This window comes from Blautia sp. St.27G3 (assembly GCF_059728505.1).
In genome coordinates this window covers 329,608-355,794 of the sequence record NZ_BAAGFO010000003.1, presented here as the reverse complement: position 1 = coordinate 355,794, position 26,187 = coordinate 329,608, and the positions used below count along the sequence as shown (strand labels likewise).

The following is a 26,187-nucleotide window of genomic DNA, read 5'->3' as shown; positions in this document are numbered from 1 at the left end:
AATTTTCTCTCCTTTGTTTTATAATGAACTTAAGTATATGTGTAGTAAGTTTGTTGCGCACTTACTCGATGCACGACTGTATGCTTGGCTGGATACCGCGCATCTTTTATGAAAGTACATATCTATAGAAAGGATTCATATCTATGAACAACAATTCTTTTGGGAGTTCTCCCACGTTCATTCACCTTTCTGAGTTACTGTACAGAAGAGGGGGGATTTATGGAAGAGTTTTTTATAGGGCTTGCCGGATTAGCAGTTACTTGTTTTGTAATTCATGGAATTCTTAATAAGAGAACTAAAGATTTTCATCTGTCCTTGTTCCGAGGATGGATAGAAATCAACAGTTCCTTCTATGAAGACAAGCAGGATTAATCGTTCAGTAGATAGTGTTATTCATAAAATATCTCCTTTGATTTGGTAGTGGTGTTTATGCGGGCACCACTATTCTTTAGCCTGCACCGCCCACATACACTTAAGGATCATTTACTTAATTTACGTCGCAGTTGCCGTTCCAGTACGCGAGTTTTTGCAAAGCACGCTTATTGGCTGGTGTTGGTTCCGGATTAAGTTGTAAAATACCGACCGCTTTTTTGATCACTAAGATATAGTTATGAATGACTCGGTCTTCTTCGTCTTTCTCTATAGGATTACTGACGGCAGCACAATACATTTCTTCGCTATCTGAACAGTTGGTTATTTCCACAATGTACTCAATATCAAACTTTAAGACCTCACAGCTAACAATTTTTGCGTTATATTGTTTGCCATTAACGACGATGTCTTTTTCAATACCTAATTCCACTTCTTAAAACCTCCTAATCAAAGAACCTATGAAATTCTGTATCGTTATCAGGCTCTAATATTTCCATATTTTCTGGGTCAACTATCTTAAATTGGCAGCAATCATTGCTATCTGAGTAAAGCTCACATTCTGAGCAGTCTGAATACTGTGCGCACACTTCCTTGATGGTATCTAAAGCCTCAGCTATTTTATTATTCGTCAATATCATTTCCAGACACCTCCATGATCCAATTTTGCAAAAGGGTACGCATCCTAACAGATGGGATATAAATATAAATCTCTTCGCCGTTCCTGATAGCAGCCCTCCAAATAAATTGAAGCATCTCAGAGAGGGCATAACCGTCTTCATCTACTGTGATATTGTGCTGGGAAAAGAAAGATTTAATGAAAGGATTAAGAAACCTGTTAGCTGCATAAGCTACATAATGACGGTCCCGGTATTCATTCATCGACCGAGCGTTGATAGAAAGGAATCCCTTGGTATACCCCATACCTTTGAGGTGATTCTTATATTCTTTAAATGTGGTCCAAATGATGTCTCCACCTTTGGCTTTGCAGATATTATTGAAGTAGTTCACAAGATTATTTTTCAGCTTCTTGATAACTGTGTTGTTCTTATTTCTATCAAACCAAGAATATGACAGGTCGTTTGTAAGATCACCTATAGCATTCAGCTTCTGGTTGTCGCAGATATGAATCAACTGCCGGTAATCATATTTAGAAGCGTATGATACTGGATCGGTAGTAAATGAGTACGTCTCTGGTGAGTCTCCGTATACATACATATGCTTGTACGGTACTCCGAAGTAGTCGTAGTAGTACCTCTGGATCTGTGCATCGAATTTGTATGTCAGGATGTATATGTTCCGGAAGGCGTTGAATACTTCGATGGGGAACAACCACATCATGACTGAGTTACCGTAGTAAGCTAAGCAGTTCATATCACAAAGGCGCTTCTCCGTAGCGAACTTACCGGTATAGTCCATAGCGTCATCTCGCCATTTGATCAGATGGGTATCCTCTTCAATGTATACACACGTATCCAGGAGTATCTTGAAATCTTCCTTAGACAGTTCGTATTCTTTGATAACATCTGTTACCTCATCCATGATAAGTGTGTAGTTTTCCGATCTGCATAGGTCAATCATTTCCCGGTCAAAGCGGTGGAAGAGAGCATGAGTAGAAGCTATGTTCTCGTTATTTGTTACTAGACGTTTGATACTATTCAGTTTGGTATCTGTAAGAAAGCGTTCCTCTGGCTGTAGGAAGTTCTTCTCCTTACATTGCTTCATGATTCGAGCTACCTCTGTTCTGAGAGGTGTGATATACATGAATCGTTCTGACTCATCTGCATTCTTCATATAGTTAATAGCTGCCGAGGTTTTTCCTGCTCCCATGATGGCATCTATTACATGTACGTTACAATTAAATTCCATATTTTTTCTCCTTTTTTAAATAATATCACTTATTAAATGTCACACATTAACGCGTGTTATCCATTTTTATTATGTTTTATTTTCACTCTTATAATAACTATTTTATCCTTTGTTTTACTTGGTATTTTATCCTTCTATACCTGATTTCTTCCTGAAATACAAATATAATAAATTGAAAAATAATCCCTTTAGTTTACTGCTTTTTTTAGCCCTATCCCTTTTAATAAAAGATATAAAAAATATAATAAAATTTTTTTCAGAGCGGTTTCCGATATTTGCGTAGCAAATAGAGGAAGAGCGATTGAAAAATACTGTGAGCTTATTTCTTTTCGTCAGAAAAGACATAAGCGAACATAAAACAATGGATACCTATCACAAATAACAGTCTAGTCTTTGTTCTATAGATTCTCCAGCACTCTTAGACCTATCATGTATTTTGTTCTCTTCATTCGTATCTTTAAACAAACGTTGAATACATAAATTCTGCAAAGTAGCAGGGTTGATAGGTATATCTATATTCTTTAATACTTCTTCAGTTTGCTCTTTTGACAAAGTCAAAACTTTACACAGGTTTTTTGCCTGCTCAAGATCAAGAATATTATCCATGAAGATCTTAAGATCAAAGCGTCCATCTCTAATCATAGCAGCATTCAAACTGTCAATATCATTTGTAGTAGCTATATATACAAAATTCTTATTAGAACCTGTACCATCCATTGTTTGTAACATAGCATTGATCTTTGCTTGATTTCCGTCTATATCCTTAAAAAGATAATCAATGTCTTCAAATAAGACTACGCATACGCTATCATCTATTTTATCTTCTATTGGGGTTAAATCAGGAACCTGTGATGGGAAGTTAGAAATATCTACTGTTACTAGATCTGTTTTTAACATAGAAGCAATGTACTTTGCCATAGATGTTTTACCAGTGCCAGGTGGACCGTAAAGTAAGATTCCTACTTTATGATTAATACCGAGCTTTTCAAATAATTCCTCGGAATCAATCCATTTATTGAGGTAGTGAGTGATCTTATCTTTATTTTCCTGAGCTGTAATGATTTCTGCTATACTCTTTATAGGTGTGCGTTTCCAAGAAGAAAATTTTATATCTCCTGTATCAGTAAAACGGGCCATAGTAGTATGTACATACCTGATACCTTCTGATGCTGAATCTTCGTGTAGACCACCAGAAAGAAATGCGTTCATAACTTCTGTTGTATGGTCTAATGCTTCTTTTTTACCTATAAGAAGTATTGTAAGATTGTATTCATTGATTTTCCTGATTACAGCAACTACTTTTTGTGGAAGAAGTAGAGAATAACAAGTGTGAGCCTTTAGTGTTGGATCTAGCAGATATCTGCTACCAGAGGGTCTATATGCATGTTTGTTAAATTCTATAGGGTCAATCTTATATAGAAATTGCTCTAATTCTTGTACAGCTTCAGATGATCTCGATGTAATTTCTTTTGTAAATTTTGATGTAAGATTGCTGAAGCAGGTAGTTACCATAGTGTCTACTGTATCTTTTGAAAAAATATATACAATGTCATTGATTTTGTCTTTAATTGTTTGCGTAAAGATGTTGTTCATTCTTCATGATTTCTCCTTCATTTTCATTAATTGAGCTGCTTCTTTGAATAGAAGGTCAGCTGTATGTTGATAAACTTCTGCTTGGTTTCTGAGGTAGTGGGAAAAAAGTTTCTGAGCCTTGGGGAAGTTGTATTCTGTCATGTACAGAGAACTATCCTCGGGGTTGATATGGTCTATAAGATTTTTAGATATCCGTTTGTTCGGATTAGAGAGAAGACTATAGTTAGTCTCATTAACCTTTGCTTCCTGAGCGGAGACAAAGGTGATGTGGTGATTGATGAGTTCGTAGCGATAAATTGTCAATGTGCGTTTCCTCCTAACGTCTGTTATGTTTTTTGGAGGAGCTGGAGTGTTTGTGATGCATACTATAACACCAGATTGGTAGCCTGTCAATCGGTTTTTTGAGAAAAAATGAAAAAAAATTAAAATTTTAACAAAATAAAGTATTATCGTGTGCGTATATAAAATAGGTAGGAATGGGGAGAAAAAACGAATAAATGTTCGAAAAAATACTTTGGGATGGAAGTGGGGGAGGGGGGCGATAGGGGGGTGAAAATTTGGGCGAGTGTGTATGTGGATCTCGTTTTAAGAAATTCAGTATTTATAAGGGCTTTTAGAGTTTTAACCCACCCCCGGTTTTGTTGCTTGATACACATACGGCGGTCAAAAAGTCTGACAATTTAAGGGAAAAAACACAACGAAAGTTACGTAAATAAGTATTTACCAAACTTTTGTCAGATAAAAGAACATATGTTCCAAAATAGGGATATTATGCAGAACGTATGTTTGATTTTGGGGCGAAAAAATTTTTTGGATTTTTTTTGAAAATAACTGTTGACAAAAAAGACTTACCGTGGTATCTTGGTATCGTACCAAAGAGGTACACGCCGGAAGGTGGTGCATCACTAATTAACAACCTTAACCCACAACACACGCGCCACCCACCAACCGCACAATGACAAATACACATAAATCCATCCGACCTATGTATTATGGATTTGATACTAATCAACAGGAGCAAGTATACAGGATTGTATACGCAATACGCCCTACTGGTATTTATGATGTTATACAGCTAAAGCCGTACCTGATTGTACAAGGATGCAACACGGTACGCAAATCTACTACTTTATAATCTGAGCTTATCTTGTCTTAATCTTGTAGATAGGACAACCTGAGATCATAAAAACAAAGTACATGCGACCCGTACGCAAATATATACGGGAGAAAGATGAGGGAATAACTATGGCAAAAATAGCAAAAACTACCACAACAACTACATCAGTAAAAACAACAACCATTCCAGCAACAATCACAGAAGCACCTACCGATATTACAGTAGCATTCGCCAGAATGTCATCTAAGGACTTATCTTTAGATGATGCTAACTTGCTTTTAAATGTACGTCCGATCAAAAACATCGAATACTTTAAAAAAGGCATTATATATTTTAATCTCCGTGCCCTTAAGAATCAATGTATTGATATTGCTAACAAGACAGCAAAAGCCATTGAAAAAGCAACCACCGCTCCGGAAAAAAAGGCGCTTGAAGAGAAACTCGAGAATGTCAATGAGCGTAAAACTGATATGGATAACAGGATTAATAGTCTTAACTTGTCAGAAAAAGAAATTGCTACTTACACTGAGGATAACTATTTGCAGCTTATTTCTCACAGTGTAGGCTGGAAATCTTGTCTCCCAGTAAGTAACATGGAATCTGTCATGTTACTCTTGGAAAAAACACGCAATAACGGGACACTTTCTACAGCTATTAAAAAGGACCTTAAATCCGAGCTGGACAAAATCTGTGAATTTTATAAGACAGAAGAAACCGCGGTGTATCATGCATCACGTGTACATTTTAATATGCATATGGTGACACTTATTCACCACTTATACTTTAATGCCCCGAAATTGAGTAAAGACGGCGTTTACACTGAATCATGGCAAAAACAGAAGCAAATGAGTAATATTATCATGACTGTACTCTGTGCTAAAATTCAAAACAAAATCACGACGTACAACGATTAACACGCAACCTCATTCTGTCTATGTGATAGACAGAATGAGGAATGTATAAAATATAATTGGAATACGACGAAAGGTGGTAAGATGGAATGAGCCACGCATATGCTTACAACACTGCAAAAAACTATTCCGTCCGTATACACGGATGGAATATCCCTAAAGGTGCACTTTACGGCACCTTTACAGGATATAAAGCACAAATAAAGTACGTAGTACCACAATTCCCCCAAACCGTACACAGTGCATTGACTGTGTACGTGTACAGCAATGAACGGTGGTTCAAAGCACCGTATGACCGGTATAAACGATTATACAACCAAGTTTATCAATATATCCATAATTTAAACCTTATAGGGGCATGCACCCGGTATGCTATCCGAAACGTACAGTTACCCACAAACGTACCTTACGGCCGTAAACAGCGCATTACAGCACTTAAGAATGTTAATAAAACGTATTACGACCGTGGAAGTTCCGGACACCCAATTTATGGTGACATGTGCAGAAACGCGGCAGGTGAAAAAGAATATGCCTGGCGTTCTCCCAAAACTATTACATATGGACAGACGCCATAAAAATGACGACTCTGTCGGGAAAAATTGTCAGCTTGAAAATGTCGCGGAATCTGGTATAATTATGAATATCAATAGAAAAGTTGGTGTAAAATGATAACGATAAAACAATTAAAGGCATTAAATAATGCCGAAAACATAGCAATAACAGAACATGCCCGTTCTCGCTTATACGAACGCAATATAACTATTGATGATATTATAAACGGGATTAATACAGGTGAAGTCATAAAACAGTATGAAGATGATAAGCCATTACCGAGCTGTTTGATACTGGGATTTTCTATTAATGCTGAATATATTCATATAGTAGTAAGCTGTGACACAAATTTTATATATTTAATAACTGCATATTTCCCAAATCCTGATATATGGGAAAATGATTTTAAAATAAGGAAGGGGCGTTAATCATGCTATGTATGGAATGTGGAGCAAAAGCTGAAAAAGGATATACAACAAGTGTGACTGATCTAGGAAATTGCCTTTTAATTGTGCGGAATGTCCCTTGTTATAAGTGCACAGAATGCAATGAAATCATTTACACGGGAGACGTTATCCAGCGGCTGGAACAGATCGCGGCACAAGCAAAACAATTTGCACAGGAATTTTCGATCGTAAATTATAGCAGTGTTGCGTGAGATTGGCCCTATTATTGAAAATATTCCAAAAGTAATTTAAGTTAAGCATTATTCATTAATTTGAATAGTGCTTTTTATTTTGTAAATAAAACAATGAAAGCATAGAAATATAGGAAGGAAAACAAAATGAAAAAGAAAATAGTTATGTTTATAGCGGCTGTATTTGCTGCGGCCATGGTGGTGCCAACGCAGACACAAGCATCACCTAGGTACAGAACAGTAACGGGTATATATTACGACTATATGTGTATCGTTACAAAAGACGGAAGAGAATGGTTATTGCCTGACAAACAGTCAAAAAGAAATCCATACATGAATTACAACAAGAAAAAACGTTGTTATATGCCTATATATAAAAGCGGGCAGAAAGTAAAAGTGAAATTTGATACACGGGGAACGAAAAGCGTCAAAGATGATCGCATTGTAAAAGTATCAATATGCAAATAAATGATTTTTTGTGGGCGGTTAGAACGGCTATGGGGAATACAACTCTATAGCCGTTTTATAGCGCCTATAAAGGTAAATAAGAAAGGGAGGTAAAACGTATGACTATCGCTGAACTACGACGTAAGTCGGCATATACACTAGCAGCACGCAAAAACGCAAAGCCAAACGATACTCAAATACAGGCTGCTACAAGGCTTATGAACAGTTATTACAGGCTTTGCGGTCTGTGCGACCGCCTGCTTTATCTGGAAAATGATAAGCGCACGTGTAATAGACACAGCACGAAACGTGCGGAAGAACGCAGGGAAAAATGGTCAAACAGACTAAACAAACAACTATCAGAATATAACGCCTGCCTAGAATACTTCGGCCATCTACCGACTATCTGTGCACTTGGAACAACGCAGGATTTATACCTAACACATTTTTATTATAAGGGGTAAAGTGCTACCAATGACTTATAAACGCTTCGGGAATCACTGGGTCGTTCTTTTTGTAGACGGCTCTATTTATTGTCACTGTGACACAATAAAAGAATGTAAAGAGGAGATTGAGGGATACAACAATGTTAAACGTAATTGAATTTACCCATAAAGAACCGGCAGATTCATATGCTGCAAACAGGCGTAAGCGAAAACAGCATCAAAAAGACAGAGAAGATTTTGTGTTATTCATCCAGACTCTGATTTTTTTGACTTGTATGGCTGCATCATGCTTACTAGTAAGAATCATCGCTTTGTGGATGCAGGAGGTACTGTGATGACGTTAGCAACGAAAAAGAGAATACACGACTTCTCTGCGTCTGTGCTCAACGGCGCAGAAATTATTGTAGATAAATTTCTGTATTTGAATCAAGAAAAAACCAGGCGTATTGTGGTAGGAAAAACGCTGGCTGACAATCGGCCTGCGCTTTATTTTAAGGCAGAAATTTACAACGGCTCATCATGGTATACAGATCAGCTGTGCTTTGCTTACGACCCTGCTGGAGTCGTAAAAACTCTGCAAAAATGGTGGCCTTGGTTGAGGTAAGGGAGGACAAAGAATGGAAAAACCTATGTATAAATTGGTAGCTATGTACGATAAATACAGCAGATCAGATGCGAAAGACTGCATCAACGCAATCAAGACATCTCATTGTTTAACAGGAACATTTCAGGGTAGTGTCAGATACATGCAGACGCTTATTTTTAACTACTCAGATGGTTCAGGCAACTATATAGACGCAAGCGAAGTGTTGCGTATTATTGAGTCGCCAAGTGGAGCGATTATAGAAACTAGCTCATTTTTTTATGAATTTGAAAGAATGCAAAAAAAATGTGATCTTATAAAGTTGCAGGAGTATTGTAGATCTCACAAGTTCTTTGCTTTAGTTTCGTCATTAGTCTATATGGAGTTCCTTCAAAAGGCCATAAAGGGAGATGATGCCGAAGAATTGGCAGCATATATATGTACTTATAACTCATTTATGTCAAAGCAGAATGCTTATGAAACTATCGTAGAAGAGTTAGAAGAATTTTATGATTATGATTCATAAGTCCATATAGGACTTGACTATATGCGTCAGTGGAAATCCCTCGCCACTGACGCATATTTGTATAGTTGTTCGTTTTTCTTGACCAGTGCAAGACAAACGAAGAGCTATACAAAGCTCTAAAAAAATATACGGTTCTCACTAAACCAAGAAAAGTGATTTTTTGACGAAAGAGTCAAAAAGAGAAAGGAAGAAATTATGTTGAAAGTGAATTATGAAGAGAACAGACTGACAGTTGTAACACCGATCACGAAGGAAATGAAAGACAAAGCATTCGGCGGTATGGTACTGCGAGATGAAAAGACAGATGATATCCTGTGTCAGGTAGCTATGTCTGGTTCAACAGAAGCAAGCATGTGTTCTTACGGCATCTACTGCAATACAATTGTAGACGGTTGCCTTGCCGCTACATTTGTGTTGCCGGTTGGTACATCACTTGATGATGTAAAACGTCTGTACGGTGCTAAGATCGTGAACCTGAACAAGCACATTGACAAGCTTGAAGAGCAGGTTAAGACAGATGTTGAAGCAGTAGATACTATTTTTGCAGAATAGTGTCAACGGAACCCAAAAGGCAAATCATTAATACACCTATGGCGGCGGGTGTAAAAATAAAGCCGCATCATAAAAACTAAAAAATATACGGTTCTCACTAAACCAAGAAAAGTGATTTTTTGACGAAAGAGTCAAAAAGAGAAAGGAAGAAATTATGATGTTCCAGCTTAGAGTAAATACAAATACAAACAGATTCCCGGCAGAAATGGAAAACATGAACACAACAGTTGCAGATGCTATCAAAGCACGTGACATTAGCTTGCAGGGCGCAGTTTTGCAGCTTAACGGCAGAATTATCCCGGAGACAGAATTTGGAAAAACGTTTGAGGCCCTTGGCGTTAAAGAGGATAGTATGGCTACACTTAGTGTCGTGGTCAAGGCAAACAGTGCTGCTGTTTAAGGGAAAAGCAAATAACATCACGTAAGATAGGGGTCACAGCCTATCTTATGTTTAACTAAAAATAAGGAGGGAATATATTATGAAGATACAATTCTTAAAAGGTGACAAAGTAAGATTTAAAACATGGGAAGAAATGGAAGCAGAATACGGCGTTAGTGGTGGTGGTAGCATTGACTGCGCTTTTTATTTTACACCGCAAATGGAAGAGTGTATTAATAGAGAAAAAGTATACACAATCAGGATGATTGAGGGGGATCGAGTTTATTTTACAGAAGAACCTAGTAATGAAAACAATTTTAGTTATAGTGTAGATATGATAAAGTTGGTGGAGGGAGAAGATATCTATCGAGATGTTTTAACAAACTTGATGAAATATAAATTGCATAAATTGCTTAGTGAAAAATCATATATGCGGCCGATATTATATTCTGTCACTGCTGATCTGATGCGGTTCTGTGTTGATAAAAAAATCAATATAAGAACTACACAATTTGGGAGATCAAATACTGTGCATGAGATTCTCGAATATATATATGGGGATGTATCAGAAGATTGCAGCCTCCTGTTTTTTAATATTACAGACGTAGTTGCGGATTACGTTGCGGATTGCGAAGGTTGGGAAATAATGGAGTTCGGGAATTTTTTGTTCCTGCGCCGTGGTTCTGCGTATGCTGTGATAGCAGAAAGCATATCATCGTTAGAAAATGAAGATGCATATAACAAATTTGTAAATTGGTTTGCAGCTTGCATCGGTATCGAAGATAAATATAGAGATATGTTTCTTAATAAAAATTATGAAACATTGTTTTCTTGCTTGGTCCAGATAAAAGAAGAGCAGGAAAAAGCAAAAAAGGAAAAGAGATTCACAGATGCAATAGATAAATTATCTAAAGGTATCACAGATAGAGAACAATCAGTGTTACAAAGACGCATAGACCGATTTAAAGACGATATGGACAGTGCCTATCGAAGCTGGATTAATTCATCTAACCGATTAAAAGATGCACAAAGAGATCTATGGTTCCTGCAATATAAAAATCAGTCAAACAAGATTGAGGATTTTATACAGTCTTTAATACAGGACAAAGACAATATTTTATGTATTGATTGTGTGGGATCAAGATTACACTTAACTGTCAAGCAAGATTTGTTGTTTTTTGACACAGAAAATTGGGAAGACATGAAAGAAGGGGTACATGAAAGATACCCAGAAGTAGTACATCTGCTTGATGCTATTTTTGGCAGGAAGGCAACCTTAACTCTTACAACAGGAATAGCGTTCGATTTGTTAAATACATGGAGTAGTGGGGATCATGTGACGTATGATGGTCAACATGATATTGTAGGATTCCCAAATCCACATATATATTTTTACAATTGCTGGGGCGATAACCGTCCTGAAATTAATAAAAATGTAGAAGATGGAAACTATGATTTAGCGTATACCCAAAGTAAATCGGCACTTGCAGGTATAAATTTAACAGATGGTGCTGTTTGTGAAAGATTTTTTAGATTAATCATGCAGAGTGCTGATGATCAAAGCGCAGATGACATATTCGTAAACGCTAAATGCATTACAGACAATGAAACCGGCATTGTCATGACAATTAAAGAAGCAGAAGAGTATTATGCAAAGAGGGAGGCTGAAGGTCATGAAGAAAATTAAAATGACAGAAACAGATCTGACAACGTTTATTGAGTCGGTGAAAGCAAAATTCGCTGATAAAAAAGGAGTACCTACGAAAATCACGCTGGAAACAAATCCATCAACTAAATTAGCCGATACCGATAAGGTATCGGTTATTTTTGAAAATGAAGCATACAAGAAGATGCAGGCTCTGATAAAGGAAACCACCAAAGAGGTAGGATGGTATGGCACTGTAGAGCGCCCAAGCGAAAAAACTTTTGTCATTACAGACATCTTAGTATGTCCTCAAACTGTCACCGCAACAACCGTTACAACTGATGACGAAGAATTTGCAGCATGGCAGAACGCCTTGAGTGACGATGTGTTTAACTCGATGCGATTCTATGGACATTCTCACGTGAAAATGGGAGTAACGCCGTCAGGGACAGATGACACGTTTCAGGATGATATCCTGCAGAACGTAACTGATTTTTATATCTTTGGTATTTTTAATCAGTACAACGCATCCTGGTTTAACATCTATGATGTAGCTAATAATATCCTGTATGAAAAAGACGACATTAAGTATGAATATTACGTGGAACCGGCACAAGAATGGGCGAAGGAACAGCTTAAAAAGTATGTAAAAGAACATGTGGCTCCAACGTACACAAAACCATCGACCTCAAATTATCATGCTGGCAGTTATGCTAATGGTTATGGATATGGAGGATACAATTCGGCTGCTAAGCAGGACAAAGAAGTAGACGAAATTGATGAATACTGGGAAAACTGGGCCAATCGCAGATGGGATTAAGGAGGTCAATAATGGATAGGAGTAAGGTGTTAGAATACTTTGATGCAACAAGCGAAATTAAAGCACCAATCCATGTTATCGGGTGTGGAGCTATTGGGTCGCACGTAGCAGAGCAGCTTGCAAGATTAGGATGCTCTAATATTGAATTATGGGATTTTGATAAGGTAGAATCAAAGAATATTACAAATCAGATGTTTTTAGATTCCGACGTAGGCAAGTTAAAAGTGGATGCTGTGGAAGCAATGATGAAATCTATTAATCCGATGATTAATATTAAGAAGCACGACAATGGAATTGCGGCACCATACATTGTCAACGGGCACGTATTTCTTTGCGTGGATAATATTGACCTTCGACGAGCAATTGTCAAGGCAAATATGATGAACCCGTATTGTTTAGGTTTCCATGATTTCCGGATGAGACTTACAGATGCACAGTATTACTTTGCAAGCAGAGACAACACGGATCAGGTGAATAATCTGTTGGCTTCTATGGACTTTACACAGGAAGAAGCCTTGGAGGCAACTCCAAGGTCAGCTTGCGGAGTAGAGTTGTCTGTGATCTACACCGTGAAAAACATTGTGACGTATGGCATATGTAATTTTGTTAATTATGTTCGAGGGAGTCAGCCACAGAATGTTATTTTGGCAGACATGCAGATGATGACTGTGGATTGTTTTGCTTTGTAAGATAAGAAAGGAAGCGACTATGTTTGATAATGATGAAAAACTCCAAATGTTTTTTGATAAGAAATTATGGGAAAGAGCAATTCAGCATTGTATCAATAAAGGAATTTGGCCTATGGAGTTGAGCCAGTATACCGACGCTCAATTCAGAGGATGGCTGTATGAAGTTATGGTCACACGTCAGTATAAAGTTGCTCCTCCTCATATAGCTCAAATCCCAAAGGAGAATGGTGAGTTCCGTAAAGTGTATGTAAATACGGTGCTTGATAGGCTGGTATTAACAATCATCAACGAAGTGTACTGTACAATGTATAAGGATATGATACACTCAAATTGTGTTAGTTACCAAAAAGGCATCGGAGTTAAGAAGATCATTGGAAATATAGTAAGCGAGATAAGTGCAAGTAAAGGCATCGCTGGCTACAAAATAGACATTTCAAAATACTTCGACAGTGTTTCACGGGGGGAAATGAATGCTGCGCTGGAGTCAGTTAGCTCTAATAGTTGTTTAGACCAGATACTGTATGATTACTATAATGATGATATTATCATGGATGAACATGGACAGATCGTAAAAAAATATAAATCATTATGTCAAGGATGTGCACCATCAGCATTCTTTGCAAATATCATTTTAAGGGATATAGATGCAGAAATGTCGGCAATGTGTCCTGTGTATTATCGTTATAGTGATGACATCCTTTTGCTTGGTGAGAAGGCAAATGAAGCCCTGGCATTATTGAGCACATTACTGAAGAAAAAAGGGCTTAGTATCAATCCTAAAAAAGTAGAACAAATTTCAAGTGACAAATGGTTTACTTTTTTAGGGTGCAGAATAAAAGGCGATATAGTTTCATTCAGTAAAAAAAGTTTAAATAATTATATGGAGCATGTCGAAACAGCTATTAAAAAGTATGGCATAGATAATTCTGCCAAAGCGCTGAGTAAAATAATTAAAAGCCTGAATGCCTATTTATATAATGACCACCTGAAAAATCATTCTGCCTTCGGTTGGGCAGAATATTTTTTTGGCATTGTGAATTGCAAACAGGATATTGTCCTCTTAGATACATGGACAAAAGATATGCTACGTGGAGTATATACCGGCAAGGGAGGGCGAAAAAATGTTGGTGGTATAGGGATTATAGATGGCATAAGTTCCACGTTATCTCGCGGGAAAGGGAAAAAAGTAACAAGCAATAAGATTAAAACGGAAGGAATATTACAGGCAAATGGATATGTCAGTATGAATCATTTATACAAACTGTATAGAGAAGTTGGACATGATGTGTTCATAACGGAGATCCACAATCATGTAATCTGATATGGACCATTTAAAAAAAATAGATCATTAAACGTAAAGACAAACCAGCATAGGTTCCTCTTTGGTGATTGACATCAAACCATATTACCAACATCGATGAGCCTGAAGACATAAATTTACAATTTATTTATATGTCTTCAGGACTCATCTTCTCTGGTAATCATCTTAAATATTATAAAGTTATATGCCGCGTCAATATACAAAGAAAAAAAGCGAACACGTAGCACTACGTTTGTGCAATAAGCTATGTAAAACATATAAAATCCTGGAGTCAGCTCAACTCAGCTAAAGCTGAGAAGCTGCCCCAGGATCTTTATAATCTTAAATATATTATAGTAAAGTGCTGATATAGACTGTTGCACAAAAGAAACGAGGAGTTATGACATTATATGAGATTTTGTCAGATATATCATCTTATGATGGATTTTTTATTCATGTAGATTTAGACAAGAGAAACATCAAATATAAAAAGCAATACATCGTAAAAGATGGCGTATTAGTTGTAGATAAAATTGAAACAGATAACAAAACTTACACTATTAATAAGGATCAAATTGTAGTTATACATGATCCAGAAAAAGAAATACAAGTATTATATGATAATTATATTTATTCTAAGCCAGGAGTAGGGAACAAAAAATCATACTTCATACCTAAGAAATCAGACGAGCTTACGTTTGAAGAATTGATAAATGGTATGGACAGAGAAGAGGCAAGATGTAAGTTGGAAACATATCTTGTATGCCTTGCAATGCAAGGTACGTGGGAATGGAAACAAGAGTCTCACTGGTTCTGGAAAGGTAAGCGAGGGTTAATTATTTATCGCAAATGGGTATGTCTACAGGAGGGACATTGAAATGAGAGGGAAAGACGAAGCATTGAAAGAAGCTTTAGGAGAAAACGGAAGTAAATACACGTCTTTGTGTACTAATGATAGATATGAACAGAAAACTTTTGCACCAAGATCTCAATTTCATGGAAAGATTATGAATGACGGATATGTGTTTAATCCATATATTCATCGTCGATGGCTACCGGCACAATACGAATTGCTTAGTGCTAAGAATGTATGCAGCAATGAAACTTTTAAAGAAACTTTCTTAAGAAACGCAAATGCTCAGTATGTTAGCGCCGTTGTAGTAAATGAAATAAAGAAGATGGTTGTGTTGAGTGAACATGATCGGACGGCTTATGCTGAAAGAAAACATTTTTTTACTGTTGATATATGTAAAGAAATTCTTGCTCAGTTTTTATGCAAAGCAAGGGAGAGTTTGGTTGAAAGTAATATGGCACAAACAGAATATCGCTATACTGGTTCAAGAACCTGTGTATATAATGGGATATCTACGCGCATTGAAACTGAAGATTTTAAAACATTACATGCATTAAGATATCCAGGTGTATGTATCACTATATATCAAATAATTCCTCTGATGCAGGCAATTGACAACGCAATTAATAAGATTGAACATGCGCGTAGTTATTATACGATTCAAAAAGCTTTAAATGAAGTTTGTTATGCGAGATTTAACTTTAAAAAATTAAACATTGATGATATTCCAGAAGTTTTTTATGAATCATTTTTTGCAGCTGGTGCTTTTTACTCACTGAAAAATCAGATTTTGTTTACTGAGAAGAAAATTGATGGAAAAGCTGGAAGGGAAGCATATGAGCATATCATGAAAATGACTGAAGATGGTGCTACATGGGAAGAACTGCATACTTTGTATTTGCAGGTAAAGGGGGTTTAGTTATGGCAATAATAAAATATGTTATTGATATGGCAGAGCTTGAACGACAGGTAGAGGGCAATAGCGACAAGGGAGGGATACTTGTTGTTATGATTGGAGATGACAAAGAACCTCTGTATGGTTTGTTTGTAAAAAAAGCAGAAGATAAATTTTGCGTATACTTGAGAAATCGGAAAAGTCAGGAAGTTATAGAGTATGGTTTATGTAAAACAGCTGAAGATGCCAAGACTCTTATCACAACTGAAGTAGAGAATCTTGCCTCGGCTATAAATGACGCTGATAAGGAGTATATCTGTACTAATCCGGAATGTTCTGAGTACAAGGTAAAACCTGTTAGCTTGACGGAAGGTATTAAAGTGTGTCCTGTCTGTGGAGATGAGGTAGAAGAAGTAGGAGCGGAAGATGAAGACGCGGACATCTCGTATGACAGGTTAATGAAAATTGCTAATACTGCTATTATGGAGCTTATAGATTTGTATAACTATACAGACGACTATTTTGAGGACAATTTATGCATACAGCCAGATGAACTGTATAAAATTTTAGGCCTTTAAGAGAAGCAGTAGTAACAAGGGGAGGGATAATAAATGCAGGAGCTTGTATTTTTTATAGGTGAAAGCGAACTTGTGTTAAGTCAGGAAGAGATAGATGGTGATGTGACTATTAAGGCGTTTAAAAATTCGATGGATAAGCGTGAAGCTGGTAGTTATAAAATTTCAACAAATGAAATGTTGTCGTTGATCGAATTATATGTAAAGGCCAAAAGAGAAGTTGTCAAAAGCAAATCTCACGCTATTTAAGGAAGGCGGATGTTTATGATCGTTATTAAAGAAAATGAAAGGTTGTATTTAAGTACATGGGAATATAATATGTGCAGAATCATGACTGCACTTTCATGTTTGGTGCAGAGCCGATGCGGTAAAGTCAAACCACATAAAAAGGCAATCATAAGCAACCGAAACGTCGATGCTTTAAAAAGAGAGTGTAAGGAAAAAATTGCACAGCTTGCAGATCTGGAAAAAGTACAGTCTTATCCTCCAAGAGTAACAGCTATTGCAGAATACAGGGAAAGATTGAGAGAGTTAGAAGCCATCAATAATGAACCGATAACAGTGACTCATACAAGCTATATTAGTTTTGTATTGAATGATGTGTACTATTATTATCAGATGGATGACAATCCTTTCTTTGAGTTTATGTATAGTAAAACGCCTGTTAGAAATGGAAAACGTTCATTCAATATCTACGCAAGCGAAGATACAAAAGAATGGGCGAAGTCTTATGACTTGTTTAAGACTCTTACGGATATGGAAGTAAGTGATGCAGCAACAAAAATTTTGGAAATGCTTTTAAGTGCGCCGATATCAGAAGTTTACAGAGAGACAAAAAGGACAAGAGTCCCTAATACTTACGACGATGGTTATCATTATGAAATGATACTGGAGCCTGAAAGATTCAATACGGTTGATTTTTAAAAAGAGTGGAACTTCAATGAAAAGAGTGCATGAAAATATAAAAGAATTCAATAATGGAAACATAAGTTTCCGTTTAACCACAGAACAGATTACAGATATCTATAATAAACGTTTTTCAGATATAGAAGTGATAAGCTGGATTCTTGATGAAATAGACTGTTATTTTGTAGGAGATGAGTATTGTCTCGGTAATTTTGACATGGGAGCAACAATCTATAACGTATACTCGGAATTATGCTACACAATCAATTTTTCTGAGATTGAATCTGTTTTAATGTCCAGAAAGTGGTTGAAATTGTATGCAAGACAACCAAACGAGTGCGATATACGGGACATTGAAGATACAATGGGTTTCCATTATGGTTCATAGTATGTATAGGATTTTGAAAAGATAAGGAAATGGAAACGAATACATTAATTAGAGCGATAAAACGGGGGGAGAAAAGAGTATGAATTACTTTATCGCAGATTTGCATTTTGGACATAAGAATGCCTTAACATTCGATAATCGGCCATTTACTTCCATAGAAAAGCATGACGAATGCTTGGCGCAGAGATGGAATACTGCAGTTAATATTGATGATGATGTGTATATTCTCGGAGATGTTAGCTGGAGGAATACAACAGAGACTATTCAGATCATGGGTCATCTGAATGGAAGGAAGCATTTGATTGTAGGAAACCATGACAAAAGATTACTTAAGAGTAAAAATATGCGAGATCAATTTGTTGAGATTGAGCAGTATAAAGAATTACAACCAACAGAAAACGAAGAGATGATTGTACTGTCTCATTATCCTATACCGTGCTTTAATCGGCATTATTATGGTGCGTACCATTTATATGGCCACGTACATACGGGATTTGAATGGAATATGATGGAGCACATGAGAAGGCAAATGGAAGAATTGTACGACGTGCCCTGCAACATGTTCAATGTTGGTGCAATGATTTCATATATGGATTATACACCAAGAACATTAGAGGAGATTGAAAAGGGGTATAATGCAAGAAGATTGTGATGAGTTAGAAAGGAGAGAGGTTATGCTTAAGTTTAAAGTAGATATAACGGAGACATATAAAAGAACCGTGGAACTAGAAGCAGCAGATGAAGATGCAGCTTATGACCAGATTGAAGAGCAGATAATGAAAGGTGAGATTGATTTGCCTCGTGATGGAAAAGATTATAAGTATAACAGAGAATTACTTGTATCAGAGGTTAAAAGGAAAATGCCAGAATAAAAAATTAGAAAGGAGCAAATATGTCAGAAGAGGTTATTAAGGTACTTGATGCATTGTCAGAAAAATTTGGTCTTGTTATGGATTGGACTTCATCAGACATCATTCCTTATTTAGAGCAGTTGTGTAATAAGTATGTGGACTATGACGTTGCGACAAGCATAGTGTGGTTGTTATTGGGCTTGGTATGCTTGTTTATGTCGATTAAGGGAATCAAGTTGACCATACAGTTTTGCAATAAATATGAAAATGATCCATGTAGTGACTATGATGTATTGGTTGTATTTGTAGGTGCGGTCACAGGGGTATTATTTATTGTAGGAGTTGTGGTTTCTTTAAGGCAAATATTCGATATAGTGACTTGTTTTACATTTCCGGAGAAAGTTATTATTGAAGAATTGAAAAGTATGTATCTGCGGGTTAAGAGCTCTCGGTGATACTTGATTAACAAGTTAGGAGGGCATATGAAAGAAAACGTACAAGTAGAAAAATTGATTGCAACATTTAAAGATATGGCTAAAAGAGGAACATTGCTCGCTCGTGGTAGCGTTACACAGGAAGACCTGTTAATTCAGATTCAGGGAACAATCATTGCTATAGCCATGCAGGAATAACTTTGAGATTTTAAAAGCAAAATACATAGAAAGTTTTAGGGCCTATATTCATCAAAGGATATAAGCTCATTTTTATAGGCATTGGAAAAATAGGAGGGTATATATATGAAAATTTACGTAATAGAACGAGACAACCCAGAATATAGACCGGAACCAGAAGTATTTACTGACGGATGTGAAGCTCTTACAGCTGTAAGAAAAGAATATTCAGAGCAAATGACGGAACTTAAAGTTACACAGGAAGAGTCGGATGCGGGGTATGGTTCTTGTGGTTGTTATTGGAATTTTACAGATGGTGATTTTTGTGGTGATGCGCTCATTGATCGTGACTGTGATGGTGATCGTTGGGAGTGGAGAATTACAGAGCATGAGATAGAAGCGGCTAATTGATATAAAGGGAGGGAGCACAAATATGTATACAGAACAATTTTGTGGTGTTGATATTTTCAATTGGAAACAATGGGATATCATGGACACCGACAATTTTTATTTTTACAATGTAGAATTTTTGATGCCATCTATGCAGAAATACAATGGTATGGATGTAGCTAGATGGTTTGATGGAAAGATGGAAATATATAAGGACAGCGATCCGGAGGCGGACGAATCTGTTTCTGATGTTGTTTGGAGCGGATATGTTACAGATATTCATGAGGTTATGGAAGTATTAAATAGAGAAGTATAAAAGGCAATTAAATCGCATTTAAGACAGAAGGTGAGGATAAAAATATGAGTAATATAAATGTGGTCAACAAGGCAGAAAAAGATTTGAATGTAACAGTCAATAACGTAAACGGAGATATACAGATTATTATTAATACAAATGAGTCGGATATTAATTTATTATCATTGAAATCAGGAGAAATTTTCTCTATCAATGATGTGGGATACATAGCATTAGAACAACTTGGTGGCAATCAAACGGCTGTTATCAGGAAAGAGTTATTGGGAAATAACATGAAGTTTGGTGATAATAATAACTGGAAAACGAGCGATGTAAGAAGAAAATTAAATGGTGAATATTTAAGAGAAATTGAGGAAGCGTTTGGTAAAGACAGAATTGTGGAACATACAGTTGACTTATTATCGTTAGATGGATTAGATGACTATGGGACAAGTGTGGATAAAGTTAGCTTGTTGACAATTGATCAGTATAGAAAATACAGAAAGATACTTGGAGATAATATGAAATATCCTTGGTGGCTTGTTACTCCTGATTCTATACCTTCTGGATATCAATCAAGCTATGTTCGGTGTGTCGGCTCCAATGGTGGTGTGAGCTCCCGCGACTGTGATTACCACGTGGGTGTGCGTCCGTTTTTCACCCTTCAATCTTGAGCGAAGCGAAAGATTGTTTCATCATTAAATCTTTGAAATCGCAGAAAAATCAAACGGGAAAACAATATGAAATAATTTAAAATGCTACTGGAAATAATCTAGTAGCTTTTATTATTGCAATTTGATATAATAAGATAAGAACTGGACAGAAAGACAATGAACAAAATAAAAAACGGTTACTTATAGCCGTAGATACATTTAGGGAAAGGATGTCATAAAAAATGAAATATTTCGAAAAATTAAAACATGACATAAATGAATGTTCATCTGCTTTGGAAATGGTTGGGACTTTAGATGGAATAAAGGCTGCCGCTGCAGTATATTGTAAAAAAAATTGTCCAGATGAAATTCTTATAGACGAAATTGGAGAAGTTGAAGATATATCTATAATTGGTATGCTTACTTTCTTGGAAAGTGAAGTATCATATTAACTTTATTTAGTTGAAGGGTGAACTATAGTTTATGAAAAGCATAAAATGCAATAAAAATTGTAAAAAGTGTAAGATTAGATGGAAGCAGGGTTAGAGCCACAAATACTTCAGGGACTACAGGCGTATGGTATGATAAAATCAGACAAAAGTGGTGTGCCGAAATAATGTTTAAAAAAAAGAAGCATTTTCTGGGAAGATTCGATAAAAAAGAAGAAGCTATTACTATTAGAAAAATTGCAGAGGAAGAAATTTTTGGTGATTTTTTAAAATGGTACGATAATAATAAGCAGTCTTGAAATGATTGATTTATTGATTGTGAGACAGAAGATGGAGAAGTAAAATATTATGGATGTATTGAGAAAAGAAGATATTTATACAATAGAAGATATTTATAATTTACCTGATGGGGAACGTGCAGAATTGATTGACGGAAAGATTTATTACATGGCTCCACCAAATACAAGGCATCAAAGATTAGTGCATTTTTTTGATAGAGAAATTGGAAATTATATTCAAAGTAAGAATGGTGAATGTGAAGTATTTCCAGCACCATTTGCTGTATTTCTTAATAAAGATGAAACAAATTATGTAGAACCAGATATATCTGTTATTTGCGACAAAGATAAAATAACGGAAAAAGGATGTAAAGGTACACCAGACTGGATTATTGAGATAGTTTCGCCAGGAAACAAGCCGATGGATTATTTTACAAAGCTGTTTAAATACCGAACAGCAGGTGTGAGAGAATATTGGATTGTTGACCCTACAAAAGAAATGATTACAGTGTATATATTTGAAAAGGAAACTATGGAACAATATTCTTTTGGTGAGGATATACCTGTAGGAATATATGAAGATTTTTCTATAAAAGTTCAGTGAAATTAAATAAAAAATATGGTAGTAAAAGCATTTGGAAAATAAAAATCCAGATGCTTTTTTGTCTTCAAAAATAGTGGTATACGTTAAATCATAAGGTAAGCGTCTAAGTTCCGGGCATCAGAATTTAAGTGCTTATATATAATTGTGGAGGAGGAGAGACCGATGAATGACTTAGAGATGAGGGATATTACATTCCTCGGATGTAATTTTTTAGGAGCACGTGACTCAAATGGTATCATTTACGTACAGGCGGAGTCTGTGCTGCAGTTTATAGGTTTTACAAAGTCGAGAACTAAAAAAGAAATCATAGAGCTAAAGAGACGAGAAGATCTGCAAAGAGCGATAAGTTTCTTTGACTGGCCGGTTAACAATAGGTACGTCAGAGGCGTGGGTATTGAGGTGTCGGCTATCACGATATGGATTGATGATATCTTAGTTAGTCATAAAATTTATAATAGCAATCAATTTTTTGGAGATAGACTGTGTCAGATTATGTCTGGCTTCAAGGAGGCAGCTAATTTAGCCTTTGATGATAGTGTGCAAGTGAAAGCGCAATATGAAAGTAGGTTTGAATTATTGAATCAAAAAATGGATCTGGCCCTTGAAGGAATGAGCAAACTTACCCAGTTTTTAATTCATTCTATGCAGACGTTGACTGCTAGTAAACAGGTAACATTGCCTAATAAAGGAACATCAAAAAGACAGAGTACATCTACAACAGTGATTGATCAGGATAGTTACGATGCATATTCTCAATGGCGGGAAGCTGTAAAATATTCTGCTAAGAAGTTGATCGGCATTAACCATTGGGGCACTCAGAAAGCTGTTCTGCAGCACGTCTATGACTATATGACTACTAATTATGGTATCGTATGGGAGCAGATGATTAAAGACTATATGGAGCTACATGAGTGTTCACGTAAACCATCAATATTGGAAGTAGTCTATGGACATGAGACGGTCAAATCTATTTTTGACTCAATCTTAAAAGATCTTGTTAATGAAAATTCAGATTTGACTATAGAAGAGACAATAGAACCATTGATAGACATTTATCAAGACAAAAGCAATGCTGGTATGGCTACATGGAGAAGAGTGTATAAATGTATGACTTTTATCTTTAAGGTTGATTGGGACAGGGAAAAAGAATACTATTTTAACAATTATCATGAACCTGCAGCAAATAAAAAAATTATGATTGAGGCTTCTAGCACATTAAAGCGGCAGTTTGAAACCACCGTAGGATGTATGCTGAGTGAACTGAAAGAGCAGCAGATAGGAGAAGGGAGATTATTATCATAGCCAAGAAAACAAAGAAACCGAAGAAAACATTAACAATGAAATTTTTGTATAGAAACCAATATGACATGCCGGTTTACATTGATAACGAGGGGACATATTGGTTGGATGCAGACTGTCGAGAAGGTCAAGGGGCATTATGTACATTTTGGGAGAATGATCCTAACAGTACACCGGATATGAGAATGTCACCGAGCGTCGAGTGCATATTTGAACCTGAGAGGATCGTTGATCCAGCAGATACAGAACTCAAAATGATTTATTATGTTTAAAGGAGGAACATGACATGAATATGACACAGTTTAAGGATGTATTGCTGATTGAGGGAGTTATATTGATTGGCTCTAGTTTGTTTGGTCTTGGTGGTTTTGTAACTGTACTGTTTTTTGAAATTATTTATACATTATGCTGGATTGCGGATCATTCGTAAGAAAGAGGTGAGGAGCGTGGAAGGAAGACTACAAAGAGAACAATGTATAGAACATCAAATCTTAGATTTCATTGGACGACAGCAAGAAAATTATCTAGAAGAATTCTTTTACAGGATGATGAATAAATCAATGACCACAAGAGAAAAGTATATCAGATATGTGGTAGAGTTTATTGATTTCTGTAAGCAGCATTTTGAAGCAGATATTCTTTCTATTGATCTTATTAAAGAAATTGATTTAACTTTGATGAATCAATATATACTTCATATCTCTGTTAAACAAGATGACAGCATGAAGAGAAATGCACCAACAATCGTCAACGCAAAAATAAGCGCAGCAAGCGCTTTTTTTAAATTCTGGATCAGTAAGGGAGTTCTTACACAGAATTTGTGCGATCTTGTAGAGCGTTTGCGGGTCCCTGAGCAAGATAACTTAGTTTATCTGGAGCAAGATGAGATAAATGAGGTTATGCAAAATATAGCGAATGGTGTTGGTAGCAGCATTGCGAAGCAACGTCAAACTACATGGATGCTTAGAGATAAGTTGTTGATCATGCTGCCGCTTGTCACCGGTATACGTATATCTGCCTTATTAGATATTAATGTAGGAGATATCAATGTTGAACTTGGAATACTTCAGGTGGTCGAAAAAGAAGAAAAAACCCGATCATTTGAAATCCAGGGGTTAATGGAGTGTATTCAAGAATGGCTGGATCAAAGGGAATTGATTGTAAATGCAAGAGGTGGGGAAAATGAAGCTTTATTTATCACTGTGTATGGTGGTCAGTGTAAAAGAATGACTGCGACGGCAGCTAACAAGATTATAACAAAGTACACTGCATCTACACACAAGCCAATTACTGCACATAAGTTAAGGGCGACAATGGCAACCAGTCTTTATGATGCCACTGGCGATATTTATTTGGTGTCAACATTGCTTGGTCATAACAGTACAGAAGTGACTCGTAGATACGCTAAAGTAAAAGAAGATAAGAAGAGGAATGCGCTGAATTATATGAGCGCAGTGGTCAGTGGTAAGGGGTAAGTCTTACATTTGACAGTCTTATTTTTTTTATCTTACAGTGCCTCAATGTATGATTTTTAAGTAAAAAAAATGTTTTGACACGGCTATACTTTTTTGCTAAAATTGTACAGGATAGAGGAGGTGTAAAACGTGGACAATAAGTTATACTATAACGCAGAACAGAAGCAGAAGTTTCTTGATTATATTCGTAAAGAGCGATATTCCGATGTATATTGTGAAGATTACGCTACACTATTTAATAAAACAGCTTACACAGAAATGAAGAAATCAAAGGATATAAGCTTTTTTACCAAAGATGAGTTGTTAAGTATGTATCAAACATTTGAATGTAAGTCTACTTCTTTATGGATTTTACACACAAGATTAAACAAGTATGTGTTATTTTTTAACCCAGACAATGAAGAAAGTAGGAAAATATCTACTTCAGATGTAAAAGCAGTATCAAGTAATCGTGATGCAACTATTTTATCTTATAAAGATATTGAATTATTGTTGGATTCTTTAGAAAATGCAGTAGATAAATTTTTACTTTATGGTTTATACTGTGGAATAAAAGGTAAGGGGTATGTTGAATTGGGATATTCTAGCATGAATGATTCCGATGCCAATGCTTTAACTATATGGTTAGCGGATATTAAAGAAGACGGAGAAATCGACTATAAACATAGAAAGTTTAAAACAGATTATCAGTTATTTCACTATGCGTCAGTTGCTGCTAATACAAATGAATACAAGGTAATAGAATGGTCTGGTCGTACAAGATTACATCAGCTGGCTCCAGAAAGGGGAAGGATTGTAAAGAACCAATTATATACTGACGAGACAAGAAACAAGGAATTAAAAAGTCGTAAGATTAAAAATAAGTTAATGAACTTGTTTACTGTTTTAGGATTGGCTGGTGAGTATACACCATTAGATATATATTGGTCTGGATTCTTTTACCATGCTAATTTATTAGCAATACAAAACCATCAGCAAGTTAAGACAAAAAAAGATTTTTTTAATATTGAGAATATTGATAAGCTTATAGAGCAGTATAGCACTAAAAAAACTCAAATTAATAGAGCCATGGACAGGTATTTTTAGCTATCCATAAATTGAGAATGTTTTTGAGCGGTACGACATTTTCAATGCGACATTAGAGCATCGTCAAGGAGGTAGAGCAGTGAAATTATTTAAGCTGCTCTATTTTTTTGTATGGAACAGGTTCAGAAAAAAGTATTATGTTCT

39 protein-coding genes are annotated in these 26,187 nt (G+C 36.1%); 34 read left to right on the top strand and 5 right to left on the bottom strand.

Annotated elements, in window-relative coordinates:
- Positions 1-219 precede the first annotated feature (219 nt).
- The gene (locus AC6I2O_RS15770; RefSeq protein ID WP_497743219.1) at positions 220-372 is read left to right on the top strand and encodes a hypothetical protein; all 153 of its coding nucleotides are present in this window, start codon (positions 220-222) and stop codon (positions 370-372) included.
- Between the two features lie 115 nt (positions 373-487).
- Here the strand turns inward: AC6I2O_RS15770 and AC6I2O_RS15765 are convergent, their stop codons facing one another.
- From AC6I2O_RS15765 to AC6I2O_RS15745, 5 genes are all read right to left on the bottom strand, one after another.
- A complete protein-coding gene (locus AC6I2O_RS15765; protein WP_497743218.1) occupies positions 488-802 on the bottom strand; it encodes a hypothetical protein in 315 nt (104 codons plus the stop codon).
- A gap of 13 nt (positions 803-815) precedes the next feature.
- Entirely contained in the window at positions 816-1,010 is a 195-nt protein-coding gene (locus AC6I2O_RS15760) for a hypothetical protein (RefSeq protein WP_497743217.1), read from the bottom strand.
- Positions 994-2,238, bottom strand: a complete 1,245-nt coding sequence (locus AC6I2O_RS15755; protein ID WP_497743216.1) for a DEAD/DEAH box helicase family protein — start codon at positions 2,236-2,238, stop codon at positions 994-996. Before AC6I2O_RS15755 ends, AC6I2O_RS15760 begins: the two co-directional genes overlap by 17 nt.
- A gap of 372 nt (positions 2,239-2,610) precedes the next feature.
- Entirely contained in the window at positions 2,611-3,831 is a 1,221-nt protein-coding gene (locus AC6I2O_RS15750) for an ATP-binding protein (RefSeq protein ID WP_497743215.1), read from the bottom strand.
- A 3-nt stretch (positions 3,832-3,834) separates the two neighbouring features.
- On the bottom strand, positions 3,835-4,134 hold the full coding sequence (locus tag AC6I2O_RS15745) for a hypothetical protein (RefSeq protein ID WP_497743214.1): 300 nt from the start codon (positions 4,132-4,134) through the stop codon (positions 3,835-3,837).
- Positions 4,135-5,076: 942 nt separating this feature from the next.
- Between AC6I2O_RS15745 and AC6I2O_RS15740 the strand changes: the two genes are divergently transcribed.
- The 33 genes from AC6I2O_RS15740 (at position 5,077) to AC6I2O_RS15580 (ending at position 26,043) form a co-directional block, all read left to right on the top strand.
- Complete coding sequence (locus AC6I2O_RS15740; protein WP_497743213.1) at positions 5,077-5,862, top strand: hypothetical protein; 786 nt, start codon at positions 5,077-5,079, stop codon at positions 5,860-5,862.
- A gap of 662 nt (positions 5,863-6,524) precedes the next feature.
- Entirely contained in the window at positions 6,525-6,839 is a 315-nt protein-coding gene (locus AC6I2O_RS15735) for a DUF4258 domain-containing protein (RefSeq protein ID WP_497743212.1), read from the top strand.
- A 2-nt stretch (positions 6,840-6,841) separates the two neighbouring features.
- Positions 6,842-7,069 (top strand): YgiT-type zinc finger protein, encoded by a 228-nt coding sequence (locus AC6I2O_RS15730; protein ID WP_497743211.1) that lies wholly within the window; start codon positions 6,842-6,844, stop codon positions 7,067-7,069.
- Between the two features lie 126 nt (positions 7,070-7,195).
- Positions 7,196-7,516, top strand: a complete 321-nt coding sequence (locus tag AC6I2O_RS15725) for a hypothetical protein (RefSeq protein ID WP_497743210.1) — start codon at positions 7,196-7,198, stop codon at positions 7,514-7,516.
- 98 nt (positions 7,517-7,614) lie between these two features.
- Complete coding sequence (locus AC6I2O_RS15720) at positions 7,615-7,959, top strand: hypothetical protein (protein ID WP_497743209.1); 345 nt, start codon at positions 7,615-7,617, stop codon at positions 7,957-7,959.
- Positions 7,960-8,275: 316 nt separating this feature from the next.
- Positions 8,276-8,545, top strand: coding sequence for a hypothetical protein (locus tag AC6I2O_RS15715; RefSeq protein ID WP_497743208.1), 270 nt, complete (start codon positions 8,276-8,278; stop codon positions 8,543-8,545).
- 13 nt (positions 8,546-8,558) lie between these two features.
- The gene (locus AC6I2O_RS15710; RefSeq protein WP_497743207.1) at positions 8,559-9,050 is read left to right on the top strand and encodes a hypothetical protein; all 492 of its coding nucleotides are present in this window, start codon (positions 8,559-8,561) and stop codon (positions 9,048-9,050) included.
- 195 nt (positions 9,051-9,245) lie between these two features.
- Positions 9,246-9,602 carry a hypothetical protein gene (locus AC6I2O_RS15705; protein WP_497743206.1) on the top strand — a complete coding sequence of 119 codons (357 nt, stop codon included), beginning with the start codon at positions 9,246-9,248 and terminating at the stop codon, positions 9,600-9,602.
- Between the two features lie 154 nt (positions 9,603-9,756).
- Positions 9,757-10,002: a hypothetical protein gene (locus AC6I2O_RS15700; protein WP_497743205.1), complete on the top strand. Its 246-nt coding sequence runs from the start codon at positions 9,757-9,759 to the stop codon at positions 10,000-10,002.
- A gap of 79 nt (positions 10,003-10,081) precedes the next feature.
- Positions 10,082-11,668: a hypothetical protein gene (locus AC6I2O_RS15695; protein ID WP_497743204.1), complete on the top strand. Its 1,587-nt coding sequence runs from the start codon at positions 10,082-10,084 to the stop codon at positions 11,666-11,668.
- The gene (locus AC6I2O_RS15690; protein WP_497743203.1) at positions 11,655-12,446 is read left to right on the top strand and encodes a hypothetical protein; all 792 of its coding nucleotides are present in this window, start codon (positions 11,655-11,657) and stop codon (positions 12,444-12,446) included. The genes AC6I2O_RS15695 and AC6I2O_RS15690 overlap by 14 nt, the downstream gene beginning before the upstream one ends.
- Positions 12,447-12,457: 11 nt before the next feature.
- Positions 12,458-13,135 carry a ThiF family adenylyltransferase gene (locus AC6I2O_RS15685; RefSeq protein ID WP_497743202.1) on the top strand — a complete coding sequence of 226 codons (678 nt, stop codon included), beginning with the start codon at positions 12,458-12,460 and terminating at the stop codon, positions 13,133-13,135.
- Positions 13,136-13,154: 19 nt separating this feature from the next.
- Positions 13,155-14,456: an RNA-directed DNA polymerase gene (locus tag AC6I2O_RS15680; protein ID WP_497743201.1), complete on the top strand. Its 1,302-nt coding sequence runs from the start codon at positions 13,155-13,157 to the stop codon at positions 14,454-14,456.
- A 379-nt stretch (positions 14,457-14,835) separates the two neighbouring features.
- Positions 14,836-15,312, top strand: coding sequence for a hypothetical protein (locus tag AC6I2O_RS15675; RefSeq protein ID WP_497743200.1), 477 nt, complete (start codon positions 14,836-14,838; stop codon positions 15,310-15,312).
- A gap of 1 nt (position 15,313) precedes the next feature.
- Positions 15,314-16,207 (top strand): hypothetical protein, encoded by an 894-nt coding sequence (locus AC6I2O_RS15670; protein ID WP_497743199.1) that lies wholly within the window; start codon positions 15,314-15,316, stop codon positions 16,205-16,207.
- 2 nt (positions 16,208-16,209) lie between these two features.
- Positions 16,210-16,761: a hypothetical protein gene (locus AC6I2O_RS15665; protein WP_497743198.1), complete on the top strand. Its 552-nt coding sequence runs from the start codon at positions 16,210-16,212 to the stop codon at positions 16,759-16,761.
- Positions 16,762-16,794: 33 nt separating this feature from the next.
- A complete protein-coding gene (locus AC6I2O_RS15660) occupies positions 16,795-17,007 on the top strand; it encodes a hypothetical protein (protein WP_497743197.1) in 213 nt (70 codons plus the stop codon).
- A 15-nt stretch (positions 17,008-17,022) separates the two neighbouring features.
- A complete protein-coding gene (locus AC6I2O_RS15655) occupies positions 17,023-17,682 on the top strand; it encodes a hypothetical protein (protein ID WP_497743196.1) in 660 nt (219 codons plus the stop codon).
- A 16-nt stretch (positions 17,683-17,698) separates the two neighbouring features.
- Positions 17,699-18,052, top strand: a complete 354-nt coding sequence (locus AC6I2O_RS15650) for a hypothetical protein (protein ID WP_497743195.1) — start codon at positions 17,699-17,701, stop codon at positions 18,050-18,052.
- Between the two features lie 79 nt (positions 18,053-18,131).
- On the top strand, positions 18,132-18,704 hold the full coding sequence (locus AC6I2O_RS15645; protein ID WP_497743194.1) for a hypothetical protein: 573 nt from the start codon (positions 18,132-18,134) through the stop codon (positions 18,702-18,704).
- 22 nt (positions 18,705-18,726) lie between these two features.
- The gene (locus tag AC6I2O_RS15640; protein WP_497743193.1) at positions 18,727-18,924 is read left to right on the top strand and encodes a hypothetical protein; all 198 of its coding nucleotides are present in this window, start codon (positions 18,727-18,729) and stop codon (positions 18,922-18,924) included.
- A gap of 20 nt (positions 18,925-18,944) precedes the next feature.
- Complete coding sequence (locus AC6I2O_RS15635; protein WP_497743192.1) at positions 18,945-19,358, top strand: hypothetical protein; 414 nt, start codon at positions 18,945-18,947, stop codon at positions 19,356-19,358.
- Positions 19,359-19,385: 27 nt separating this feature from the next.
- The gene (locus tag AC6I2O_RS15630) at positions 19,386-19,535 is read left to right on the top strand and encodes a hypothetical protein (protein ID WP_497743191.1); all 150 of its coding nucleotides are present in this window, start codon (positions 19,386-19,388) and stop codon (positions 19,533-19,535) included.
- Between the two features lie 105 nt (positions 19,536-19,640).
- Positions 19,641-19,925 carry a hypothetical protein gene (locus AC6I2O_RS15625; RefSeq protein WP_497743190.1) on the top strand — a complete coding sequence of 95 codons (285 nt, stop codon included), beginning with the start codon at positions 19,641-19,643 and terminating at the stop codon, positions 19,923-19,925.
- Positions 19,926-19,947: 22 nt separating this feature from the next.
- Positions 19,948-20,220 (top strand): hypothetical protein, encoded by a 273-nt coding sequence (locus AC6I2O_RS15620; protein WP_497743189.1) that lies wholly within the window; start codon positions 19,948-19,950, stop codon positions 20,218-20,220.
- A 44-nt stretch (positions 20,221-20,264) separates the two neighbouring features.
- On the top strand, positions 20,265-20,873 hold the full coding sequence (locus AC6I2O_RS15615) for a DUF6273 domain-containing protein (RefSeq protein ID WP_497743188.1): 609 nt from the start codon (positions 20,265-20,267) through the stop codon (positions 20,871-20,873).
- A 221-nt stretch (positions 20,874-21,094) separates the two neighbouring features.
- Positions 21,095-21,304 carry a hypothetical protein gene (locus AC6I2O_RS15610; RefSeq protein WP_497743187.1) on the top strand — a complete coding sequence of 70 codons (210 nt, stop codon included), beginning with the start codon at positions 21,095-21,097 and terminating at the stop codon, positions 21,302-21,304.
- Positions 21,305-21,468: 164 nt separating this feature from the next.
- A complete protein-coding gene (locus AC6I2O_RS15605; protein ID WP_497743186.1) occupies positions 21,469-21,600 on the top strand; it encodes a hypothetical protein in 132 nt (43 codons plus the stop codon).
- Positions 21,601-21,649: 49 nt separating this feature from the next.
- Positions 21,650-22,183 carry a Uma2 family endonuclease gene (locus AC6I2O_RS15600; RefSeq protein ID WP_497743185.1) on the top strand — a complete coding sequence of 178 codons (534 nt, stop codon included), beginning with the start codon at positions 21,650-21,652 and terminating at the stop codon, positions 22,181-22,183.
- 162 nt (positions 22,184-22,345) lie between these two features.
- Positions 22,346-23,485 carry a hypothetical protein gene (locus AC6I2O_RS15595; RefSeq protein WP_497743184.1) on the top strand — a complete coding sequence of 380 codons (1,140 nt, stop codon included), beginning with the start codon at positions 22,346-22,348 and terminating at the stop codon, positions 23,483-23,485.
- A 283-nt stretch (positions 23,486-23,768) separates the two neighbouring features.
- Positions 23,769-23,912, top strand: a complete 144-nt coding sequence (locus AC6I2O_RS15590) for a hypothetical protein (protein ID WP_497743183.1) — start codon at positions 23,769-23,771, stop codon at positions 23,910-23,912.
- 16 nt (positions 23,913-23,928) lie between these two features.
- The gene (locus AC6I2O_RS15585) at positions 23,929-24,957 is read left to right on the top strand and encodes a tyrosine-type recombinase/integrase (protein ID WP_497743182.1); all 1,029 of its coding nucleotides are present in this window, start codon (positions 23,929-23,931) and stop codon (positions 24,955-24,957) included.
- A gap of 129 nt (positions 24,958-25,086) precedes the next feature.
- Positions 25,087-26,043: a phage lytic cycle repressor MrpR family protein gene (locus tag AC6I2O_RS15580; RefSeq protein ID WP_497743181.1), complete on the top strand. Its 957-nt coding sequence runs from the start codon at positions 25,087-25,089 to the stop codon at positions 26,041-26,043.
- Positions 26,044-26,187 lie beyond the last annotated feature (144 nt).

Coding starts and splice junctions, on each gene's coding strand:
- AC6I2O_RS15770 (WP_497743219.1), top strand. CDS start 220: ATGGAAGAGTTTTTTATAGGGCTTGCCGGATTAGCAGTTACTTGTTTT.
- AC6I2O_RS15760 (WP_497743217.1), bottom strand. CDS start 1,010: ATGATATTGACGAATAATAAAATAGCTGAGGCTTTAGATACCATCAAG.
- AC6I2O_RS15755 (WP_497743216.1), bottom strand. CDS start 2,238: ATGGAATTTAATTGTAACGTACATGTAATAGATGCCATCATGGGAGCA.
- AC6I2O_RS15750 (WP_497743215.1), bottom strand. CDS start 3,831: ATGAACAACATCTTTACGCAAACAATTAAAGACAAAATCAATGACATT.
- AC6I2O_RS15740 (WP_497743213.1), top strand. CDS start 5,077: ATGGCAAAAATAGCAAAAACTACCACAACAACTACATCAGTAAAAACA.
- AC6I2O_RS15735 (WP_497743212.1), top strand. CDS start 6,525: ATGATAACGATAAAACAATTAAAGGCATTAAATAATGCCGAAAACATA.
- AC6I2O_RS15730 (WP_497743211.1), top strand. CDS start 6,842: ATGCTATGTATGGAATGTGGAGCAAAAGCTGAAAAAGGATATACAACA.
- AC6I2O_RS15725 (WP_497743210.1), top strand. CDS start 7,196: ATGAAAAAGAAAATAGTTATGTTTATAGCGGCTGTATTTGCTGCGGCC.
- AC6I2O_RS15720 (WP_497743209.1), top strand. CDS start 7,615: ATGACTATCGCTGAACTACGACGTAAGTCGGCATATACACTAGCAGCA.
- AC6I2O_RS15715 (WP_497743208.1), top strand. CDS start 8,276: ATGACGTTAGCAACGAAAAAGAGAATACACGACTTCTCTGCGTCTGTG.
- AC6I2O_RS15710 (WP_497743207.1), top strand. CDS start 8,559: ATGGAAAAACCTATGTATAAATTGGTAGCTATGTACGATAAATACAGC.
- AC6I2O_RS15705 (WP_497743206.1), top strand. CDS start 9,246: ATGTTGAAAGTGAATTATGAAGAGAACAGACTGACAGTTGTAACACCG.
- AC6I2O_RS15700 (WP_497743205.1), top strand. CDS start 9,757: ATGATGTTCCAGCTTAGAGTAAATACAAATACAAACAGATTCCCGGCA.
- AC6I2O_RS15695 (WP_497743204.1), top strand. CDS start 10,082: ATGAAGATACAATTCTTAAAAGGTGACAAAGTAAGATTTAAAACATGG.
- AC6I2O_RS15690 (WP_497743203.1), top strand. CDS start 11,655: ATGAAGAAAATTAAAATGACAGAAACAGATCTGACAACGTTTATTGAG.
- AC6I2O_RS15685 (WP_497743202.1), top strand. CDS start 12,458: ATGGATAGGAGTAAGGTGTTAGAATACTTTGATGCAACAAGCGAAATT.
- AC6I2O_RS15680 (WP_497743201.1), top strand. CDS start 13,155: ATGTTTGATAATGATGAAAAACTCCAAATGTTTTTTGATAAGAAATTA.
- AC6I2O_RS15675 (WP_497743200.1), top strand. CDS start 14,836: ATGACATTATATGAGATTTTGTCAGATATATCATCTTATGATGGATTT.
- AC6I2O_RS15670 (WP_497743199.1), top strand. CDS start 15,314: ATGAGAGGGAAAGACGAAGCATTGAAAGAAGCTTTAGGAGAAAACGGA.
- AC6I2O_RS15665 (WP_497743198.1), top strand. CDS start 16,210: ATGGCAATAATAAAATATGTTATTGATATGGCAGAGCTTGAACGACAG.
- AC6I2O_RS15660 (WP_497743197.1), top strand. CDS start 16,795: ATGCAGGAGCTTGTATTTTTTATAGGTGAAAGCGAACTTGTGTTAAGT.
- AC6I2O_RS15655 (WP_497743196.1), top strand. CDS start 17,023: ATGATCGTTATTAAAGAAAATGAAAGGTTGTATTTAAGTACATGGGAA.
- AC6I2O_RS15650 (WP_497743195.1), top strand. CDS start 17,699: ATGAAAAGAGTGCATGAAAATATAAAAGAATTCAATAATGGAAACATA.
- AC6I2O_RS15645 (WP_497743194.1), top strand. CDS start 18,132: ATGAATTACTTTATCGCAGATTTGCATTTTGGACATAAGAATGCCTTA.
- AC6I2O_RS15640 (WP_497743193.1), top strand. CDS start 18,727: ATGCTTAAGTTTAAAGTAGATATAACGGAGACATATAAAAGAACCGTG.
- AC6I2O_RS15635 (WP_497743192.1), top strand. CDS start 18,945: ATGTCAGAAGAGGTTATTAAGGTACTTGATGCATTGTCAGAAAAATTT.
- AC6I2O_RS15630 (WP_497743191.1), top strand. CDS start 19,386: ATGAAAGAAAACGTACAAGTAGAAAAATTGATTGCAACATTTAAAGAT.
- AC6I2O_RS15625 (WP_497743190.1), top strand. CDS start 19,641: ATGAAAATTTACGTAATAGAACGAGACAACCCAGAATATAGACCGGAA.
- AC6I2O_RS15620 (WP_497743189.1), top strand. CDS start 19,948: ATGTATACAGAACAATTTTGTGGTGTTGATATTTTCAATTGGAAACAA.
- AC6I2O_RS15615 (WP_497743188.1), top strand. CDS start 20,265: ATGAGTAATATAAATGTGGTCAACAAGGCAGAAAAAGATTTGAATGTA.
- AC6I2O_RS15610 (WP_497743187.1), top strand. CDS start 21,095: ATGAAATATTTCGAAAAATTAAAACATGACATAAATGAATGTTCATCT.
- AC6I2O_RS15605 (WP_497743186.1), top strand. CDS start 21,469: ATGTTTAAAAAAAAGAAGCATTTTCTGGGAAGATTCGATAAAAAAGAA.
- AC6I2O_RS15600 (WP_497743185.1), top strand. CDS start 21,650: ATGGATGTATTGAGAAAAGAAGATATTTATACAATAGAAGATATTTAT.
- AC6I2O_RS15595 (WP_497743184.1), top strand. CDS start 22,346: ATGAATGACTTAGAGATGAGGGATATTACATTCCTCGGATGTAATTTT.
- AC6I2O_RS15590 (WP_497743183.1), top strand. CDS start 23,769: ATGAATATGACACAGTTTAAGGATGTATTGCTGATTGAGGGAGTTATA.